At 46.9% G+C, this 17,340-nt stretch carries 14 protein-coding genes; 8 read left to right on the top strand and 6 right to left on the bottom strand.

Annotation, left to right across the window (positions count from 1 at the left end; all coding sequences use genetic code 11):
* The 5 genes from sdhA to A3Q3_RS0105065 form a co-directional block, all read right to left on the bottom strand.
* Entirely contained in the window at positions 1 to 1,761 is a 1,761-nt protein-coding gene (sdhA, locus tag A3Q3_RS0105045; protein ID WP_025224637.1) for a succinate dehydrogenase flavoprotein subunit, read from the bottom strand.
* A gap of 5 nt (positions 1,762 to 1,766) precedes the next feature.
* Positions 1,767 to 2,117, bottom strand: coding sequence for a succinate dehydrogenase, hydrophobic membrane anchor protein (gene sdhD / locus A3Q3_RS0105050; protein ID WP_020182486.1), 351 nt, complete (start codon positions 2,115 to 2,117; stop codon positions 1,767 to 1,769).
* A gap of 6 nt (positions 2,118 to 2,123) precedes the next feature.
* The gene (sdhC, locus tag A3Q3_RS0105055; protein ID WP_020182487.1) at positions 2,124 to 2,513 is read right to left on the bottom strand and encodes a succinate dehydrogenase, cytochrome b556 subunit; all 390 of its coding nucleotides are present in this window, start codon (positions 2,511 to 2,513) and stop codon (positions 2,124 to 2,126) included.
* Entirely contained in the window at positions 2,510 to 3,703 is a 1,194-nt protein-coding gene (locus tag A3Q3_RS0105060) for a malic enzyme-like NAD(P)-binding protein (RefSeq protein WP_020182488.1), read from the bottom strand. Before A3Q3_RS0105060 ends, sdhC begins: the two co-directional genes overlap by 4 nt.
* 144 nt (positions 3,704 to 3,847) lie before the next feature.
* A complete protein-coding gene (locus tag A3Q3_RS0105065; protein ID WP_020182489.1) occupies positions 3,848 to 4,582 on the bottom strand; it encodes a GntR family transcriptional regulator in 735 nt (244 codons plus the stop codon).
* A gap of 260 nt (positions 4,583 to 4,842) precedes the next feature.
* Between A3Q3_RS0105065 and A3Q3_RS0105070 the strand changes: the two genes are divergently transcribed.
* The 6 genes from A3Q3_RS0105070 to A3Q3_RS0105095 all read left to right on the top strand — a co-directional run bounded on the left by A3Q3_RS0105070 (position 4,843) and on the right by A3Q3_RS0105095 (position 11,520).
* On the top strand, positions 4,843 to 5,724 hold the full coding sequence (locus A3Q3_RS0105070) for a CoA ester lyase (RefSeq protein ID WP_025224640.1): 882 nt from the start codon (positions 4,843 to 4,845) through the stop codon (positions 5,722 to 5,724).
* On the top strand, positions 5,724 to 6,791 hold the full coding sequence (locus tag A3Q3_RS0105075; RefSeq protein ID WP_020182491.1) for a MaoC family dehydratase: 1,068 nt from the start codon (positions 5,724 to 5,726) through the stop codon (positions 6,789 to 6,791). Before A3Q3_RS0105070 ends, A3Q3_RS0105075 begins: the two co-directional genes overlap by 1 nt.
* 1 nt (position 6,792) lies before the next feature.
* Positions 6,793 to 7,791 (top strand): CoA ester lyase, encoded by a 999-nt coding sequence (locus A3Q3_RS0105080; protein ID WP_020182492.1) that lies wholly within the window; start codon positions 6,793 to 6,795, stop codon positions 7,789 to 7,791.
* Positions 7,792 to 7,829: 38 nt separating this feature from the next.
* Positions 7,830 to 8,708 carry a methylisocitrate lyase gene (prpB, locus tag A3Q3_RS0105085; RefSeq protein ID WP_020182493.1) on the top strand — a complete coding sequence of 293 codons (879 nt, stop codon included), beginning with the start codon at positions 7,830 to 7,832 and terminating at the stop codon, positions 8,706 to 8,708.
* 10 nt (positions 8,709 to 8,718) lie between these two features.
* On the top strand, positions 8,719 to 9,885 hold the full coding sequence (prpC, locus tag A3Q3_RS0105090; protein WP_020182494.1) for a 2-methylcitrate synthase: 1,167 nt from the start codon (positions 8,719 to 8,721) through the stop codon (positions 9,883 to 9,885).
* 174 nt (positions 9,886 to 10,059) lie between these two features.
* A complete protein-coding gene (locus A3Q3_RS0105095) occupies positions 10,060 to 11,520 on the top strand; it encodes a bifunctional 2-methylcitrate dehydratase/aconitate hydratase (protein ID WP_020182495.1) in 1,461 nt (486 codons plus the stop codon).
* Positions 11,521 to 11,610: 90 nt separating this feature from the next.
* On the opposite strand, the gene A3Q3_RS0105100 is transcribed toward A3Q3_RS0105095, so the two are convergent.
* Positions 11,611 to 12,171, bottom strand: a complete 561-nt coding sequence (locus A3Q3_RS0105100) for a hypothetical protein (protein ID WP_020182496.1) — start codon at positions 12,169 to 12,171, stop codon at positions 11,611 to 11,613.
* 319 nt (positions 12,172 to 12,490) lie between these two features.
* Between A3Q3_RS0105100 and A3Q3_RS0105105 the strand changes: the two genes are divergently transcribed.
* A complete protein-coding gene (locus A3Q3_RS0105105; protein WP_020182497.1) occupies positions 12,491 to 16,198 on the top strand; it encodes a PAS domain S-box protein in 3,708 nt (1,235 codons plus the stop codon).
* The gene (locus A3Q3_RS0105110; protein ID WP_020182498.1) at positions 16,198 to 17,193 is read left to right on the top strand and encodes an HD domain-containing phosphohydrolase; all 996 of its coding nucleotides are present in this window, start codon (positions 16,198 to 16,200) and stop codon (positions 17,191 to 17,193) included. Before A3Q3_RS0105105 ends, A3Q3_RS0105110 begins: the two co-directional genes overlap by 1 nt.
* Positions 17,194 to 17,340: the final 147 nt, after the last annotated feature.

A 17,340-nucleotide genomic window follows, 5' to 3' on the forward strand; every position in this document is an offset into this window, starting at 1 on the left:
CTAATACACCCTTTTCTTCGGCTCAAACGATTCAACAGTCAGCGGCTTTAATCTCACTGGCTTGTATACCAAGCGATTGCCTTCTTTGTAATGCAATGAATGTGTGAGCCAGTTTGCATCGTCACGCTCTGCAAAGTCCTCACGCGCATGTGCACCGCGACTCTCCTTGCGATGTTCAGCCGCATGCATGGTGGCCACAGCCGCTTCCATCAAGTTATCTAGCTCCAAAGCCTCGATACGTGCGGTATTGAATACTTTACTTTTATCTTTGATTTGCAAATGCGGGATGCGCTTGGCTACCGCATCAATTGCGCTGACACCTGTTGTTAGCAGCTCGGGAAATCTAAATACGCCACAATGTTTTTGCATGGTTTTGCGCATATCGGCACCCACTTCGGCCACGCTCTCGCCATTCTGTTGACTTTCCAGACGCGCAATGCGTGCAAGGGTTTTGTCTGTGGCGTCACTGGGCAATGGTTTGTGCGCTTTGTTCTCACGAATTTCGCTCAACATTTTGTCGCCAGCCGCTTTGCCAAACACCACTAAATCCAGCAATGAATTGGAACCCAAGCGATTAGCGCCATGCACGGACACGCATGCACACTCACCTACTGCATACAACCCATTGACGATTTGCTCTGACTGTCCATCATGCAAGACCACTTGGCCATCTAAATTGGTGGGAATACCGCCCATCATGTAATGCGCAGTCGGCACAACGGGGATAGGGTCTTTAATAGGGTCTACATTGGCAAAGGTTTTCGCGATTTCGCGGATACCAGGCAGGCGCTTATTGATAACCTCTTCACCCAAGTGGTCTAGTTTTAGATATACGGCATCTTTGTATTTACCTACACCACGGCCTTCTTTGATTTCTGTCGCAGTTGCGCGCGAAATCACATCGCGACTGGCTAAATCTTTAGCATTTGGTGCATAACGCTCCATAAAGCGCTCACCTTCAGAATTCACCAAATAGCCACCTTCGCCACGTACGCCTTCCGTAATCAACACACCTGCATTGAGTACGCCTGTAGGGTGAAATTGCCAAAATTCCATGTCCTGCAACGGCAAGCCTGCACGTGCCGCCATGCCCAAACCATCGCCTGTATTAATAAACGCATTGGTGCTGGCCTGAAAAATACGGCCTGCGCCACCGGTAGCAAGTAAAGTGGATTTGGCGTGAATTAGATGCAAATCGCCAGTTTCGATTTCCAGCGCAATTACCCCTAATACATCGCCATCAGTATCGCGAATCAAATCTAGCGCAAACCATTCAATCAAAAATTGCGTATTGGCGCGCACATTGCGTTGATAGAGGGTATGCAACATGGCGTGGCCAGTTCTATCTGCCACCGCACAAGTGCGAGAGATCGGTTTTTCACCAAAGTTTTGTGTCATGCCGCCAAATGGGCGCTGAAAAATCCGCCCATTGTCTAAACGGTCGAATGGCATGCCAAAATGCTCTAACTCAATAATCGCTTTAGCCGCATTTCTACACATAAACTCAATGGCATCTTGGTCACCTAGATAGTCAGAGCCCTTGATGGTGTCATACATATGCCACAGCCATTTATCCTCGGCCACATTGCCTAATGCTGCAGCAATGCCGCCTTGCGCTGCCACAGTATGAGAGCGCGTTGGGAATACTTTGGATAGCACCGCCACCTTGGCACCAGCCTCAGCCAACTGTAGCGAGGCGCGTAAACCTGCGCCACCCCCGCCAATAATGACTGCATCAAATGTATGTTGTTGGATTGTCATCGCCACTAATTCATCTTTATCAAAATCGTTACCATCCAAATCAAATCTACAATCAGTGCTAGCTCTACCAGCAACTGCATATAAGACCTGACGACCACATTGAACACATAATCTTTCAGCACATCACGCACACCTAGCCAAGCATGCATGGTCAAACAAATCCAAAACAACAAGGTTGCCAACCGCCACCACCAAGGGCTAAAAAAAGCATGCCATTCTGCATAGTTGGCAGGCTGTTGAATCGCCGCCAGCAACACAAGCACCAAGGTGTATATCGCCATCGCCACTGCAGACAAGCGCTGTGTCAACCACTGACGCATGCCCGGATAGCGATCGGTAAGCAACTCAATCAACATAAGCTGCTACCAGATGCACCAAGCAAATACCAACACGGCCACACCGACCAAGCCCAATACCACACGGCTTGAAAAACGCGCTTTCTGCAAACTCGTCATCCAATGTACATCCATGGCCAAGTGACGGATTCCCGCAAAGAAATGATGAAAAAACGCCCAAGCCAAACCAATTAATATTAGTTTGAACGCCCAATGCTGTAAGCCGCTTGCAATCGTCAGGTATTGCGCTTCACTTGCCAGCGATTGTTGCAACACCCATAACACTGCAGGCAGCATTAAAAACAGCATCACCCCACTTGCGCGATGCATGATGGAAACCACAGCATTGATCGGCAAACGAATCGTCAACAGATTCAGATTTTTAGGCCGCTTTTTGATCGGCTTGTTTGCAATCATTCTGCCGCCTCTGCTACTGCCGTGGAGACATACTTCATCAATCGTGGGTCAAACGGTTTGGGGATAATGTAATCCTTGCCAAAACTCAGCGCGCTTAACTGGTAGGCTTTTAACACTTCTTCCGGCACCGGCTCACGTGCCAGCGCACTCAAGGCTTTTGCTGCGGCAATCTTCATGTTCTCTGTGATTTTTTTTGCCTTAGCGTCTAAGGCACCCCGGAACAAATAGGGAAAGCACAGCGCATTATTCACTTGGTTAGGAAAATCACTGCGGCCAGTCGCCATGATCAAATCATCGCGCACTGCGTGGGCTAAACTAGGCAACACTTCAGGGTCTGGATTTGCCAAAGCAAATACAATGGGATTGCTGGCCATGCCCTTAATCAACGCAGGATCCAGCGCATTTTTGGCAGATACCCCGATAAACACATCCGCATCGGGCATCACATCGGCTAACACTTTATTGTTAGAAGGCACTACAGCCAACTCACGATTGTTGTCGTGTAAATCTGGACGATTGGAATCCAATACACCACTTCTATCTACCATGGTGATATTGGTCGCACCCATTAACTTGAGCAGTTTTGCACAGGAACAACCCGCCGCGCCCGCGCCTAAAAACACAATCTTGACGCGGGCTAGCGTTTTGCCTTGGAGCTCTAACGCATTGAGCAGTGCAGCAGCCACAATGACTGCCGTGCCATGCTGATCATCATGAAATACCGGAATATCCAGCCGTTTTTTTAGTTCGTTTTCAATATAAAAACAGTGCGGCGCTGCAATATCTTCTAAATTAATACCGCCAAATGTAGGCGCAATATTCACCACGGTTTGAATAAACTCGTCTGGCGTTTTTGCATTGACTTCAATATCAAATACATCAATACCGGCGAATCGTTTGAACAACACCGCCTTGCCTTCCATCACCGGCTTACTGGCTAAGGGACCCATATCGCCCAAACCTAGTACCGCAGTACCGTCGGTAATCACCGCCACCAAATTACCTTTGTTGGTATATTTGTAGGCATTTGCAGGGTCAGCATGAATTTCACGTACTGGCTCCGCCACCCCTGGAGTATAGGCTAAAGACAAATCATCCTGCGTGGCACATGGCTTGCTGGAGTCCACGCTTAGTTTTCCCGGTGTCGGAAATTGGTGATAGTCCAAAGCGCGCTTTTTTAAATCGTCCATTGCTTATTCCAATTGGTAGATATTTTAATTTTCAACTATTCGACAATCAGTGCTTTTCAAAATTTACTGCAGCTAAGCGGATGAGCGCAGACAGTGCAACTGGCACGGCAAGCGAACTCAACAACGCTGATGAAGATTTTTCAATTACTCCAACTCACTCATGTAGTGATGATCATCGGTGAGGCATAATCCTAACCGCCACTCCATTGGCTTATCGCCATAAGTAAAAGACACTCGCTCTATACTTAATAACGGGTAGCCATCCTGCAAACCTAGCGCCTTAGCCACTTCTTTATCAGCACCCACTGCTTTCAAACGCTCTTCTGCGCGAATCATGCGAATACCAAATTGCGATTCGTACATGCTGTACATGGAGCCATTGCTTTCTTCCACTTTGGCGCTATTTAAGCCTTTAAATGGTGCAGCCGGCACAATAATGTGATCATAAATAAGCGGCCTACCGGAGAAAGTCAGCAAACGCTTGACTTCAATCGTTGCCGCCCCTGCTTTAATATCGAGCACTTTTGAAATATGTGCACTGGCTTTGGTCTTTTCACAAGATAAAAACTCATTTTGCAGTATTTCTTTTTGACCATTCTCTGCGGTCAGACGTAAAAATCGCAGTTTAATGTCGTCTTCTTTGTGTGTAGCAACAAACGTGCCCTTGCCTTGACGGCGAATCAAAATGTTTTCGGTAGCCAGGCTATCAATTGCCTTACGCACCGTGCCTTGACTCACTTTATAGCGTTGCGCTAAATCCACCTCACTGGGAATCATTTCACCTGGGCGCCATTCGCCACCTATTAGGCTTTGTGTAATGAGCACTTTAATTTGATCGTATAGCGGCCTATAGCTAGGGGAGTTAAATTGCTTATCCATATTAATCGTCCTGTGCATTAAATTTTCGTGACCCATATTCTTTAATTAACACCTTCATTTGCAATTCAAATTAACCACTTGCAACACCGCTCAAAACTGCACACCGTTGCTTAAGCGTATTTATATCACGCACAATGTCCGCTGTCTACTGTTTTATATCTTATATAAGACATAAGATATATGTTGACACATTTGGAATTAACTCTATATAATCAATTTCAATTAACAACTCACCTGTAACCTACTACTGGATAAACATGATGGAATACTGCCTACGCCCCAGACGTTCTATGCTGTATGTACCCGGTTGCAACACGCACTATTTAGAACGTGCACGAACACTGGCTGCTGATTCTGTGATTTTGGATTTAGGCGATCCCATCTTAATCGACGCAAAAATCCAATCTCGCGAGAATGTAGTGGCGGCCGTAAAAAAAGGTGGCTACGGCAAACGCGAGGTCGTCGTCCGCGTCAATGATTTGGATTCGATTTGGGGTGCCGATGACATTAAAGCAGTGGCCAATATTGGCGCCGATGCCATCTTGTTTCCCAATATAGAATCACGTGAAGATGTATTAAGGGCGCAGCAGGCTTTAGACGATGCAGGTGGCAGTCATATGCCTATCATGGTGATGATTGAAAGCCCGATTGCGGTGTTGAATGCAAAAGAAATTGCTTCTGCTTCAGATCGTATTATCTGTATTGTGATGGCCACTTCGGATTTAATCTCTCAGTTGCACGCACACGTGACACATGAGCGCTCAGCCATACTGACCTCACTATCGTTAGTGATTCTAGCTGCACGCGCTTACGGGCGATGCGTGATTGATGGCATCACCAGCGATTTTAAAAACATGCATTCTTTTGAGTATGCCTGCCGTTTAGGCAGAGACATGGGCTTAGATGGCAAATCGTTAGTGCATCCGGCACAAATCGCCTACTGTAATGATGCATATACGCCAAAAGCCACAGAAGTCGCGCATGCGCGCGAAATCATTAAAGCGTTAAAAGAAGCAAACGCTTCTGGTCAAGGTACGGTGGTGGTCAATGATAAATTGGTGGAACACCATCACATCAAGGCTGCGCAGCGTTTAATTCAGTTGCATGAGTCAATAGCCGAATTAGAAGAGGAGTTCATCTGATGACACACTCTAACAAAATACATCACGGGCGATATTTTGAAGACTTCACACTGAATGAAGTCATTCAGCACGCCACACCACGCACCATTACCCAAGGTGATACCGCTTTATATATTGCACTGACGGGTGAGCGTAACCCATTGTATTGCAGCGAGCCATTTGCACAGTCACTGGGTTACAAAACAACGCCAGTGGATGACTTGCTCGCATTTCATATTGCCTTTGGCAAAACGGTGCCAGATATATCTGTGAATGCAGTGGCCAATTTAGGCTATGCCGATGTGCGCTTTTTGCAACCCGTATTTGTCGGCGACACGTTAAGCACTTCTAGCCAAGTCATTGGTTTAAAACAAAACTCCAATGGCAATAGTGGCGTGGTCTGGGTACGTTCTACCAGTGTAAATCAAAACAACATGCCGGTAATAAGCTGGGTGCGCTGGGTAATGGTGCACAAAAAAAACGAACACGCACCGGCACCAGATACTGTGATACCAACGCTACCTGAATATGTGCCAGCAGACCAATTAAGCATACCTAATGACTTTTGTGCACATAATGAAATCAGCGTCGCCACAGGCGGCCAATACTTTTGGGAAGATTATCAAATAGGCGAACGCATCCATCACCCTTCTGGATTAACGATTAACGAAAGTGACCACACCCTGGCCACGCACTTATATCAGAACAATGCGCGCTTGCATTTTGATGCACATATGATGAAAGACTCCGTCATGGGTAAGCGATTGGTATATGGCGGTATCGTCATTTCGGCTTGTCGCGCCATGAGTTACGAAGGCCTAGAAAACGTATTAAGTGTGCTGGCCATTAACGGCGGCACGCATGCCAACCCATGCTTTGCTGGCGACACCATTTACACACTGACCGAAGTGCTCGACGCATGGGCGTTACCCAATCGTAGCGATGTCGGCGCTTTACGTTTACGCATGGTGGGCCTTAAAAACTGTGGCCCAGTCAGCTTTGAATACATCAAAAAAGACACTGGCTATCACACGCATGTGTTGTTAGACCTTGATTACACAGTGTTAATACCACGGAGAGAGCAATAACATGAGCAACTCAACCAAACCACATCCCAGCGAGGCTTTATTTGGTGGAGAAAAGCCATTTCCTTTAATACCCGCTTGCGAGCATTTTGCTGGTAGCGAGAAACTCATCCTCAAGGCGCTTAGTCTGCAAGAGAGCATCGGCCAAGTGTTTGATATTACTTGTGATTGTGAAGATGGCGCTGCCAGTGGACAAGAGCGAGAGCATGCAGAAATGATTGTGCGCGTGCTGAATTCCGAAGCCAACAAATACCACATGGCGGGTGCGCGTATTCACGATTACACCCACCCAGCTTGGAAACAAGACATTGACATTCTAGTGGGCGGTGCGGGCAAGGTCTTAAGCTACATCACCATTCCCAAATGTACCGATATCAGCCAAGCCAAAGAGATGATTGCCTATTTACAAAAAATGGCCACCTTTCACGGCATTGAGCGTGTGATCCCTGTGCATATTTTGATTGAAACGCATGGCGCGCTCAACCAAGTACATGAGATTGCCAAATTACCTTGGCTACAAGTATTGGATTTTGGCTTAATGGATTTTGTCAGTGCGCATCATGGGGCTATCCCGGCCAGTGCAATGCGCAGCCCCGGCCAGTTTGACCACCGCTTGCTGGCACGTGCCAAAACAGAAGTGGTTTCAGCGGCACTCGCCAATGGTGTGGTGCCTGCCCATAACGTTACGCTAGATTTAAAGAATGTAGAAACCACCTATAGCGACGCATCCCGTGCACGCAACGAATTTGGCTTTATGCGTATGTGGAGCATTTACCCAACGCAGATTCAAGCCATTGTGGATGCGATGAAACCCAATTTTGATGAAGTGGCCGATGCCGCCAATATTTTACTGACGGCACAAGCCGCCGATTGGGGTCCTATCCAATACGCCGGTGAACTGCATGACAGAGCCACTTATCGCTACTTCTGGGAAATTCTACAGAAAGCAAAACTCACCAATGTTGCGATATCGGAAGAGGCCACCGCCGCATTTTTTAATTAGCCGCTTTTATTAACTAAGTACTGATCGAGTGAATCATCATGACACAAACACTTTCTGCTGGTGCCCGTTTTAGAGCTGCCCTAGCTGCCGAAAAACCGCTACAAATCATCGGCGCCATCAATGCTTATCACGCCATGCTCGCCACACAATCTGGCTTTAAAGCGATCTACTTATCTGGCGGTGGCGTGGCAGCAGGCTCTCTTGGCTTGCCGGATTTAGGCATCTCCAGCCTTGAAGATGTACTGGTCGATGTGCGCCGTATTACCGATGCCGTGGACACTCCACTGCTTGTAGATATTGATACTGGCTTTGGCGGTGCATTCAATATTGCACGTACCATCAAAAGCGTGGCCAAAGCAGGTGCAGCCGCGGTGCATATTGAGGACCAAGTGACTGCCAAACGGTGTGGCCACCGCCCCAACAAAGCCATTGTGAGCTTGGATGAAATGGTAGACCGCGTAAAAGCAGCTGTGGATGCCAGAACAGATGCTGATTTTGTCATCATGGCACGCACCGATGCATTAGCAGTTGAAGGTTTGCAATCTGCCATCGACCGCGCCTGTGCTTGCGTTGAGGCCGGTGCCGATATGATTTTTCCAGAAGCCATGACAGAACTGGGCATGTACAAGCAGTTTGTAGATGCCGTGAAAGTACCCGTGCTCGCCAATATTACCGAATTTGGCGCTACGCCACTGTTTACAGTAGATGAGCTGGCTGGCGCGGACGTGAGCATGGTGCTGTACCCGTTGTCTGCATTCCGTGCTATGAACCAAGCTGCGCTGAATGTATACCAAGCCGTGAAAAAAGACGGTACGCAAAAGCATGTATTAGACACCATGCAAACACGCATGGACTTGTACGACCACTTGGGCTATCACGCCTTTGAACAAAAACTCGACGCTTTATATAAAAAGTAGGGAGACCGAGATGAATACTACTACAGACCTCATCACGACAACTGATGCACCCAAAAAGAAAAAAGGCGTAGCGCTTGCTGGTGTATCCGCTGGTAGCACTGCGATTTGTACAGTGGGTCACACCGGTAACGATTTGCACTATCGCGGTTACGATATTATCGAACTGGCAAAACATGCCACGTTTGAAGAAGTCGCTTATTTGCTGATTCACGGAGAGTTGCCTAATCAAGACCAACTCATCGCCTATCACCAAAAGCTCAAAAAGCTACGCGGCCTGCCCAATGCGCTTAAAACAGTATTGGAACAGATTCCAGCCAATGCGCATCCAATGGATGTCATGCGCACCGGCTGCTCTATGCTCGGCACATTAGAACCAGAAGCGGCCGACCGGAATACAGAAGCGGCCAAAACCTTAGGTGATCGACTGATTGCCTGCTTTGGTTCTATTTTGATTTACTGGTACCACTACAGCCATAAAGGCGTGCGTATTGAGGTGGAAACCGATGACGATTCTGTCGCCGCACATTTCCTACATTTATTACACGGCAAAAAACCATCTGCATTGCATATCAATGCCATGAATACCTCGTTAGTGCTGTATGCAGAACATGAATTCAATGCCTCTACCTTTACTGCGCGCGTCATCTCCGGCACCTTGTCCGATATGTATTCTTGCATTACGGGTGCAATTGGTGCATTGCGCGGCCCCAAACATGGCGGCGCCAATGAAGCGGCCATGGAAATCATCGAGCGCTATAAAACGGCAGATGAAGCAGAAGCCGACATCATGGCGCGTATGGCGCGCAAGGAAATCATCATTGGCTTTGGTCACCCGGTGTACACCATTGCAGACCCGCGTAATGAATCCATCAAAGCTGTCAGCCGCGCATTGTGTGAAGCTGCCGGCAACATGAAGTTATTTGATATTTCTGCACGCATTGAAGAAACCATGTGGCGTGAGAAAAAAATGTTCCCCAACCTAGATTGGTACAGCGCCTCTAGTTATCACATGATGGGCATTCCCACCGGCATGTTCACGCCTATTTTTGTGATCTCACGCACGACGGGCTGGATTGCACATGCGATTGAACAGCGCATTGATAACAAAATTATCCGCCCGAATGCGGAGTACACAGGGCCAGAAAATAGGTCATTTGTCCCACTGAATAAACGTTAATTAAATCGCGGTACTCACCAATTAAGTTGCCTTTAGCAGTCAAGGTTTTGAGTTATAGCGCAAGGCGATAGCCATGCAAAAACCGAGATAGTACAAGTAGTACAGCGAGGCCTTTTAAATGACGAGCAACACCGCAATACACTCAAACACTTATTGATAAAGGTAACTAGCATTATGTCAGCGCATATCTCTAACGTCCGTCCCGCTCCCGATCAAGTAATTGTGGATATCGCCAACTATGTAGCGGATTACGAAATCAACAGTGATGAAGCCTTTGATACCGCCCGCAACTGCTTGATGGACACACTGGGCTGTGGATTTGAAGCATTAGACTACCCTGCTTGCACCAAATTATTAGGCCCTGTGATTGCAGGTACCATAGTGCCGAATGGCGCAAAAGTACCGGGCACCAGCTACCAGCTTGACCCTATTTTAGCGGCCTTCAATATTGGCGCGATGATACGCTGGTTAGACTTTAACGATACTTGGCTGGCGGCCGAGTGGGGCCACCCTTCTGATAACTTAGGCGGCATTTTAGCTGTGGCTGACTATATATCACGCAAAAACATTGCTGAGGGCAAAGCACCACTCACCATTAAAGATGTGCTGACTGCCATGATTAAAGCGCATGAGATTCAAGGTATATTGGCATTAGAAAATAGCTTTAACCGCGTAGGTTTAGACCATGTGATTTTGGTAAAAATCGCCTCTACTGCTGTCGTCACCAAGTTACTGGGCGGCAATAAAGAAGATATTATCAACGCCGTATCTAACGCGTTTGTGGATGGACAAAGCTTACGCACTTATCGTCACAGCCCCAATACTGGCTCACGTAAATCATGGGCAGCGGGCGATGCCACCTCACGCGCAGTGCGTTTGGCTTGGATGACACTACAAGGTGAAATGGGCTACCCCTCTGCACTCACCGCTAAAACTTGGGGCTTTTATGATGTGTTATTTAAAGGCAATGCCTTTAAATTCCAACGCCCTTATGGCTCTTATGTGATGGAACAAGTACTCTTTAAAATCTCGTTCCCGGCCGAATTCCATGCACAAACCGCAGTGGAGTGTGCGTTCCAACTGAATGCAGAAGTCGGCAATAAACTGCAAACATTAGAACAAATCGCACAGATAGACAAAATTGTAATTACCACACATGAATCTGCCATTCGCATTATTGATAAAACCGGCCCATTAGACAACCCGGCTGACCGTGATCACTGTATTCAATACATGGCAGCAGTAGGTTTGTTAAAAGGCAGCCTCACTGCGCAAGATTACGAAGATGCTGCGGCTGCAGATCCACGTATTGATGCAGTGCGTGCCAAAATGGCCTGTGTGGAAAAAACAGAATACACGGCCGACTACCATAACCCGGAAAAACGCTCGATTGCCAATGCCATTCAAATCTTCTTTAAAGATGGCACCAGTTCCAGCAATATCGCTGTGGAGTATCCAATTGGTCACCGCCGTCGCCGTGGTGAAGGTATTCCAGAGTTGGTGAAAAAATTCAAAGTCAATTTAGCACGCCGTTTTGATGCTAAAAAACAGGCTGACGTATTGGCGCTATGCCTAGACCAACACAAACTGGAGCGTACGCCAGTGAATACATTTGTGGATATGCTAGTGGCTTAACACATACTTGTAAGTGGTTTTCTTAAACACCTTGTTTGAATAGTGATTTAACGGTAGGAAGTAAAATTGTTTTGCCTGCCGTTAATTTTGCTAATGACTAAACGCAATTCCGGTAAAGTTTTTGCGATAGTCATAATTATAAGTTGGGCACACCGCACCTCCAACACGCTTGTAATCTAGCCAATAGCATTTCCCATCACCATCTACTGATACTATTTCTAACACCTCTCCAAGTTGACCTGGAATAACTTGCGCTTTGACAAAAGGAACGTTTTTGTCATGCATAAATCCTACGTATCTCAATTTATCCAAATTTGGAAAGTCTTTTTTAACCAAAGAATTAATACCCGTAGCACCACCATCCTCATAACTAAATTTAGTCCACGTAGTCACCAAAACATAGTCTTCAATGTGAGTACATCTCGGATCTTTATTATCAATAACCTTTTTGCAGATAGATTCTAGGGGATTAATTTTCACACCATAAATATCAACAAACTCATCGGAAACAGTAGCATCAATAACACTAGAGCCATAGACAATTCCAGATTGATCTGTATTATTTACCATGTTCTTAATAGCGCTGCCGGTAGTTCCGCACCCTGAAATCATGCTAAGCATTAGCATCAAAACTACATTCTTTACTTTCATAATGACATCCACTTCAATAATTAATCTAACTATACTATTCGCATTGCCATGCTGTTATTAGTAGTATTTATAACCCACAACATTATATCGGGTTAATTACAAAACTTAAGTTCGTGTGATTTTATGTGCTTTTATCTTTTCAACGTCTATGATAAAGCTAAGAACGCTAGCCTCTAATACCAAATCAAAATTAGCACTGTGATTTATCAAAATAGACTAGAAATAGCCTTTTAATACGCCAATCAATTTGCGCACGCATCCTCTACCCTACTAGCTTCCCACAAAATCGTGGGGCGATTGCAAGTAAACAGGTAGATTGATGATAGAGATTCAACATTTTATTTATCGCGATGGCGATCCCACTCCGCTGCTTTATGGCACTTATGACCCTTGGTTGGTTGCGTTATCCGTGACCATTGCCATCGGCACATCGGTGCTAGGCATGCAGTTGGCGCGCGTTGCGCGCAAGCAAACTTCGCTATTGCTCAAACAGGCCTCTATCATTGCGGGCTCTATATCACTGGGTGCCGGCATTTGGGCCATGCATTTTATTGGCATGATGGCACTCAACCTTTGCACGCGTGTCGATTACGATACGTTCACCACCATACTTTCCATGGCGCCTGCGGTAGTGGCCTCTTGGTACGCGCTACATTTACTCTCGGGCGACAAACTCACTTACCAACGCTTATGGTTAGGTGGCACGTTGGTGGGCGCTGGCATTGGTGCGATGCACTACACCGGCATGCTGGCCATGCAAATGGCGCCTGTTTTAAAGTTTGATATCCAATGGGTACTTGTTTCTGTTGTAGTAGCCGTAGTACTAGCCACCAGTGCGCTGTGGACAGGCTTACACCTCAATCAACAAAAACGCCTGTCTTCTCTCTACTCGCTAGTGTTAAGTGGCAGCCTGATGGGCATTGCCATTGCCGCTATGCACTACACTGGCATGGCTTCTGCGCGTATTCTGGGCACTGCCGATCAGCAATATAACGCGCTCAACAACCACTCATCTTCATTATCGCTGGGCATCTTTCTGGTCACAACGCTCATTGCAATTCTGGCTGCGGCCATCAATGCGCTGATTCACTACAAACAAATGCTGCATTCGCTGCAATATAACCAATCGCGTTTACGCACTATTTTAGAGACGGCGGTAGATGGCATCATTACGATCGATATGAACGGACGTGTCCTGTCTTTCAACCATGCCGCGGAGCAGTTGTTTGGCTGGCAAAGTGAAGAAATGCTGGGTAAAGACACAACTATCCTGATGCCCAAAGCATACAGTGTGCGCCATAACCATTTTTTAAAAAATTTTGGTAAGAATGGACAAGCCAAAATCTTAGGGGTTGGACGCGAGGTTACCGGGGTACGCAAAGACGGTTCAACTTTCCCCATGCGCTTAGCAATTGGCAAAGCTGATATTCCTAGTGAAACGGTGATTGTTGGATTCATCACCGACTTAACACAACGTAATGCCATGAAAACCGCAGTGCGGGAACGTGACGAACAATTACGTTCATTGATGTCAAATATTCCCGGCGTTACCTTCCGCTGCCTGTATAACCAAGACTGGCAAATGTTGCTGATTAGCGAGTCAGTGAAAGATCTTACCGGTTGGACGGCTGAAGATTTCTTGAAAAACAAGCTGTCATTCAGTTCATTTACCCATTCTGATGATTCCACACGCATCGCCACAGAAGTAGAGGAAGCACTAGCCAAAGGCGAGCACTATGCCATCGAATATCGCATTCGTCACCGAGATGGCCGTGAAAAGTGGGTCTCTGAAGTGGGTTGTGCGATTCGTGATAAAACGGGTGCTGTGCAAATGCTGGATGGCGTGATTTTGGATGTGACCGAAAACAAACTCAAAAATGCAGAGTTTGAAAGTATCGCGCGTGCCATCAATCAATCGACCAGTGTCGCCGAATTTACGTTGGATGGCATGATCCTAGACGCTAATCCTAGGTTCTTAACGCTTTTAGGCTACGAAAAACACGAGATCATAGGCCGACACCACTCCATTTTTTGCTCTGCGCAAGATGCAGCGTCTGAACGCTATCGTAATAAATGGCAAGCGCTGAACAGAGGTGAATTTGTACAAGGCGAATTCAAACGCCTCGGTAAAAATGGCTCCGAGCTTTGGATTCATGCTTCCTACAGCCCAATTTTAAATGCGGATGGTAAGCCCAGCAAAGTATTGATGTTCATGATTGATATCAGTGCGCGTATCCGTATGGAAAACGACCTAAAAGAGGCCAAATACAAAGCCGAGCAAGCTGCTAGCGCCAAGGCCACTTTTCTAGCCAACATGAGCCATGAGATTCGCACCCCCATGAATGCAGTTATCGGTTTCAGCGAAATCATGATGGACACCAACATGCAAGATGAGCAACGACGGTACATGCATACCATTAACAGCTCGGCAAAATCATTGCTGCATTTACTCAACGATATTCTGGACAGTGCGAAGCTGGAAAAAGGCAAACTAGAGCTGGAAATCGTAGATTTCTCCCTACATGAGTTGCTCGATAGCATTATTTCTACGCTGTGGGTGCAAGCCCGACGTAAACATTTAGAGCTACAACTCGAGTTGGCCCCTAACGTTGCTCCATATTATGTGGGTGCCCCCGATCGTATCCGCCAGGTATTGATGAACCTGCTTGGCAATGCGATCAAGTTTACCGAACAAGGCCATGTTAAGCTGGTCGTCACCCAATTGGATCACCAGCAAGTATCGTTTTCCGTCATGGATAGCGGCATTGGCATTCCTCAAGATCGCTTAGATGTGATTTTTGAACCATTCACACAAGCAGACTCATCCATGAGCCGTAAATTTGGTGGCACAGGATTAGGGACCACCATCAGCAAACAGCTAGTGGAACTGATGGGCGGGCACTTAGTGGCAAAAAGCGAGATTGGCTCTGGCAGCTGTTTTACCATGATTCTGCCGTTGCAACTTGGCACAGTCCAAATAGAAAAAACAAAGCATCAAGCCTATGCATTGCCTGCCCTACGTATCCTTGTGGCGGACGACATTCGCCAAAACCTGGATTTGATCAGCATTTTGCTGGGCAGAGATGGTCATCACATTACAACCGCCAGCAATGGGATTGAAGCGGTGCAGTACTTTAATCAGCAACCATTCGATTTGATTCTGATGGATGTGCAAATGCCTCAGTTAGATGGCTTGGGTGCTGCAACACAGATCCGAACCATTGAAACGGCGCAGCAGCTTGCACGCACACCCATCATTGCACTGACAGCCAGCGTGTTGCAAGAAGACCGCACTGCCGCTTACAAGGCTGGCATGGATGGCTTTGCAAGCAAACCTGTTGATATTGATGCGCTTACCCGTGAGATGATACGCGTACTCAACGGACATACTTCCACTGGCGCGGATACTCCGCCAAGTCTACAACTGCATACAAAAAATGACACCATAGACTTGGAAAAAGGGCTGGCTTTATGGGGCAGTAAACCGCTTTATTTTCAAGAGTTAGCGCGCATCGTCGCCGACATTCCACTGCAAATGGCGCGTTTGGATAGCACGCTTGAGCAGCAGAACCCTCAGCAACTTGCTGGCTTGGCGCATGCAAGCAAAGGTATTTGCGGCAATCTGGCACTGCCCGCACTGTATGCACAATTCGCCATACTAGAAAAACAAGCCATGGCCGGAGATTTGGTCAGCGCAACCGATACGTTGCATCACATTTCTACGGCTTGGCACACATTGCACACATGGCTAGCGGCACAACCAGCAACAACTCCTGTAAGCATGATGCAAGCAGATGCAGCAGCCTATGATATCCCTATGCTGCAGACACAATTAACAGCGCTGGCACAAGCGGCTCAACTCGCTGAATTAGATGACAAACGCATGCAAGCAGTCTCCACAATGGCGCCGGCTATATACCAACCTACTATCCAACTTATTTTGAATGCCTTTAACGACTTTGAATTTGAACTGGCGGCAATACATATCGTGCAGTTGCAATCGCAAATTCAAAGCGGAGCACACTGATGACACATCCTGCAACACGCCAACCAAGAGTGCTGATCGTTGACGATGAGCCCACTAATCTCAAAGTACTGAAACAAGTATTACAGCAAGACTATCGCCTGAGTTTTGCCAAAAATGGCGCCGATGCACTTGAGCTTGCCGCGCGTGAATTGCCTGACCTGATTTTGCTAGATGTCATGATGCCGGAAATAACCGGTTATGAAGTCTGCCAACAACTGAAGTTAACCGCTAGCACCCAATCTATTCCAGTGATTTTTGTCACCGCACTGAAAGACGAAGTAGACGAAACCAAAGGCTTTGCGTGTGGTGCTGTGGATTACATTACCAAACCTATTACGCCGGCTATTGTGAAGGCACGCGTGCGCACCCATCTTTCGCTAGTCCGTGCCGAGGAACTGAAAAAGACACATCTGCAGCTCATTCAAAGGCTAGGACGCGCTGCCGAATATAAAGACAACGAAACCGGTATGCATGTAATGCGTATGAGCCATATATCAAAAATACTGGCACTGGCATTAGGCTTTAATGAAGACTTTGCCGATAAGTTATTACAAGCCGCACCCATGCATGACATTGGCAAAATCGGCATCCCCGACCATATCTTACTCAAGCCAGGTCGCTTAGATGACGAGGAGATGCGCATCATGCAGCAACACCCACTGATTGGTGCTGAAATTTTGGCGAATACAAACTCAGAGCTCATCAAACTCGCACATTCTGTCGCGTTGCATCACCATGAAAAATGGGATGGCACTGGCTACCCAGCCGGCATCAAAGGTGAAGCAATTCCTATCGAAGGCCGTATTGTGGCGGTGGCTGATGTGTTTGACGCACTAACCAACAAGCGCCCCTATAAAGAAGCGTGGCCTGTGGACAAAACCATGGATTTTTTCAAAGAACAGCGTGGCAAACATTTTGACCCAAGCATAGTAGATGCCTTGGTGCGCGAGTTAGACCACATTTTGCAGACTGTCTCACAATGGCAGGATACCTAGTCATCATATACATATGGCAATAGGCTTGCTTGCTCTGGATTGTCCATAACGCCTCAAGCTGTAGATAACGCTAACGTGAAACACCGAGTTTCTTGCCTACTTCAACTTTAGAAGCATCGAGTAACTGAGATGCTTTTTTTTCATAAA

The organism is Methylotenera sp. 1P/1 (genome assembly GCF_000384355.1).
Classification (GTDB): Bacteria; Pseudomonadota; Gammaproteobacteria; order Burkholderiales; family Methylophilaceae; genus Methylophilus.

Excerpts from the sequence above, each read along its gene's own strand:
- A3Q3_RS0105075 (WP_020182491.1), top strand. The coding sequence starts at position 5,724 with ATGACACACTCTAACAAAATACATCACGGGCGATATTTTGAAGACTTC.
- prpB (WP_020182493.1), top strand. The coding sequence starts at position 7,830 with ATGACACAAACACTTTCTGCTGGTGCCCGTTTTAGAGCTGCCCTAGCT.
- A3Q3_RS0105060 (WP_020182488.1), bottom strand. The coding sequence starts at position 3,703 with ATGGACGATTTAAAAAAGCGCGCTTTGGACTATCACCAATTTCCGACA.
- sdhD (WP_020182486.1), bottom strand. The coding sequence starts at position 2,117 with ATGTTGATTGAGTTGCTTACCGATCGCTATCCGGGCATGCGTCAGTGG.
- prpC (WP_020182494.1), top strand. The coding sequence starts at position 8,719 with ATGAATACTACTACAGACCTCATCACGACAACTGATGCACCCAAAAAG.
- A3Q3_RS0105095 (WP_020182495.1), top strand. The coding sequence starts at position 10,060 with ATGTCAGCGCATATCTCTAACGTCCGTCCCGCTCCCGATCAAGTAATT.
- A3Q3_RS0105100 (WP_020182496.1), bottom strand. The coding sequence starts at position 12,171 with ATGAAAGTAAAGAATGTAGTTTTGATGCTAATGCTTAGCATGATTTCA.
- A3Q3_RS0105065 (WP_020182489.1), bottom strand. The coding sequence starts at position 4,582 with ATGGATAAGCAATTTAACTCCCCTAGCTATAGGCCGCTATACGATCAA.
- A3Q3_RS0105080 (WP_020182492.1), top strand. The coding sequence starts at position 6,793 with ATGAGCAACTCAACCAAACCACATCCCAGCGAGGCTTTATTTGGTGGA.
- sdhA (WP_025224637.1), bottom strand. The coding sequence starts at position 1,761 with ATGACAATCCAACAACATACATTTGATGCAGTCATTATTGGCGGGGGT.
- sdhC (WP_020182487.1), bottom strand. The coding sequence starts at position 2,513 with ATGATTGCAAACAAGCCGATCAAAAAGCGGCCTAAAAATCTGAATCTG.
- A3Q3_RS0105110 (WP_020182498.1), top strand. The coding sequence starts at position 16,198 with ATGACACATCCTGCAACACGCCAACCAAGAGTGCTGATCGTTGACGAT.
- A3Q3_RS0105070 (WP_025224640.1), top strand. The coding sequence starts at position 4,843 with ATGGAATACTGCCTACGCCCCAGACGTTCTATGCTGTATGTACCCGGT.
- A3Q3_RS0105105 (WP_020182497.1), top strand. The coding sequence starts at position 12,491 with ATGATAGAGATTCAACATTTTATTTATCGCGATGGCGATCCCACTCCG.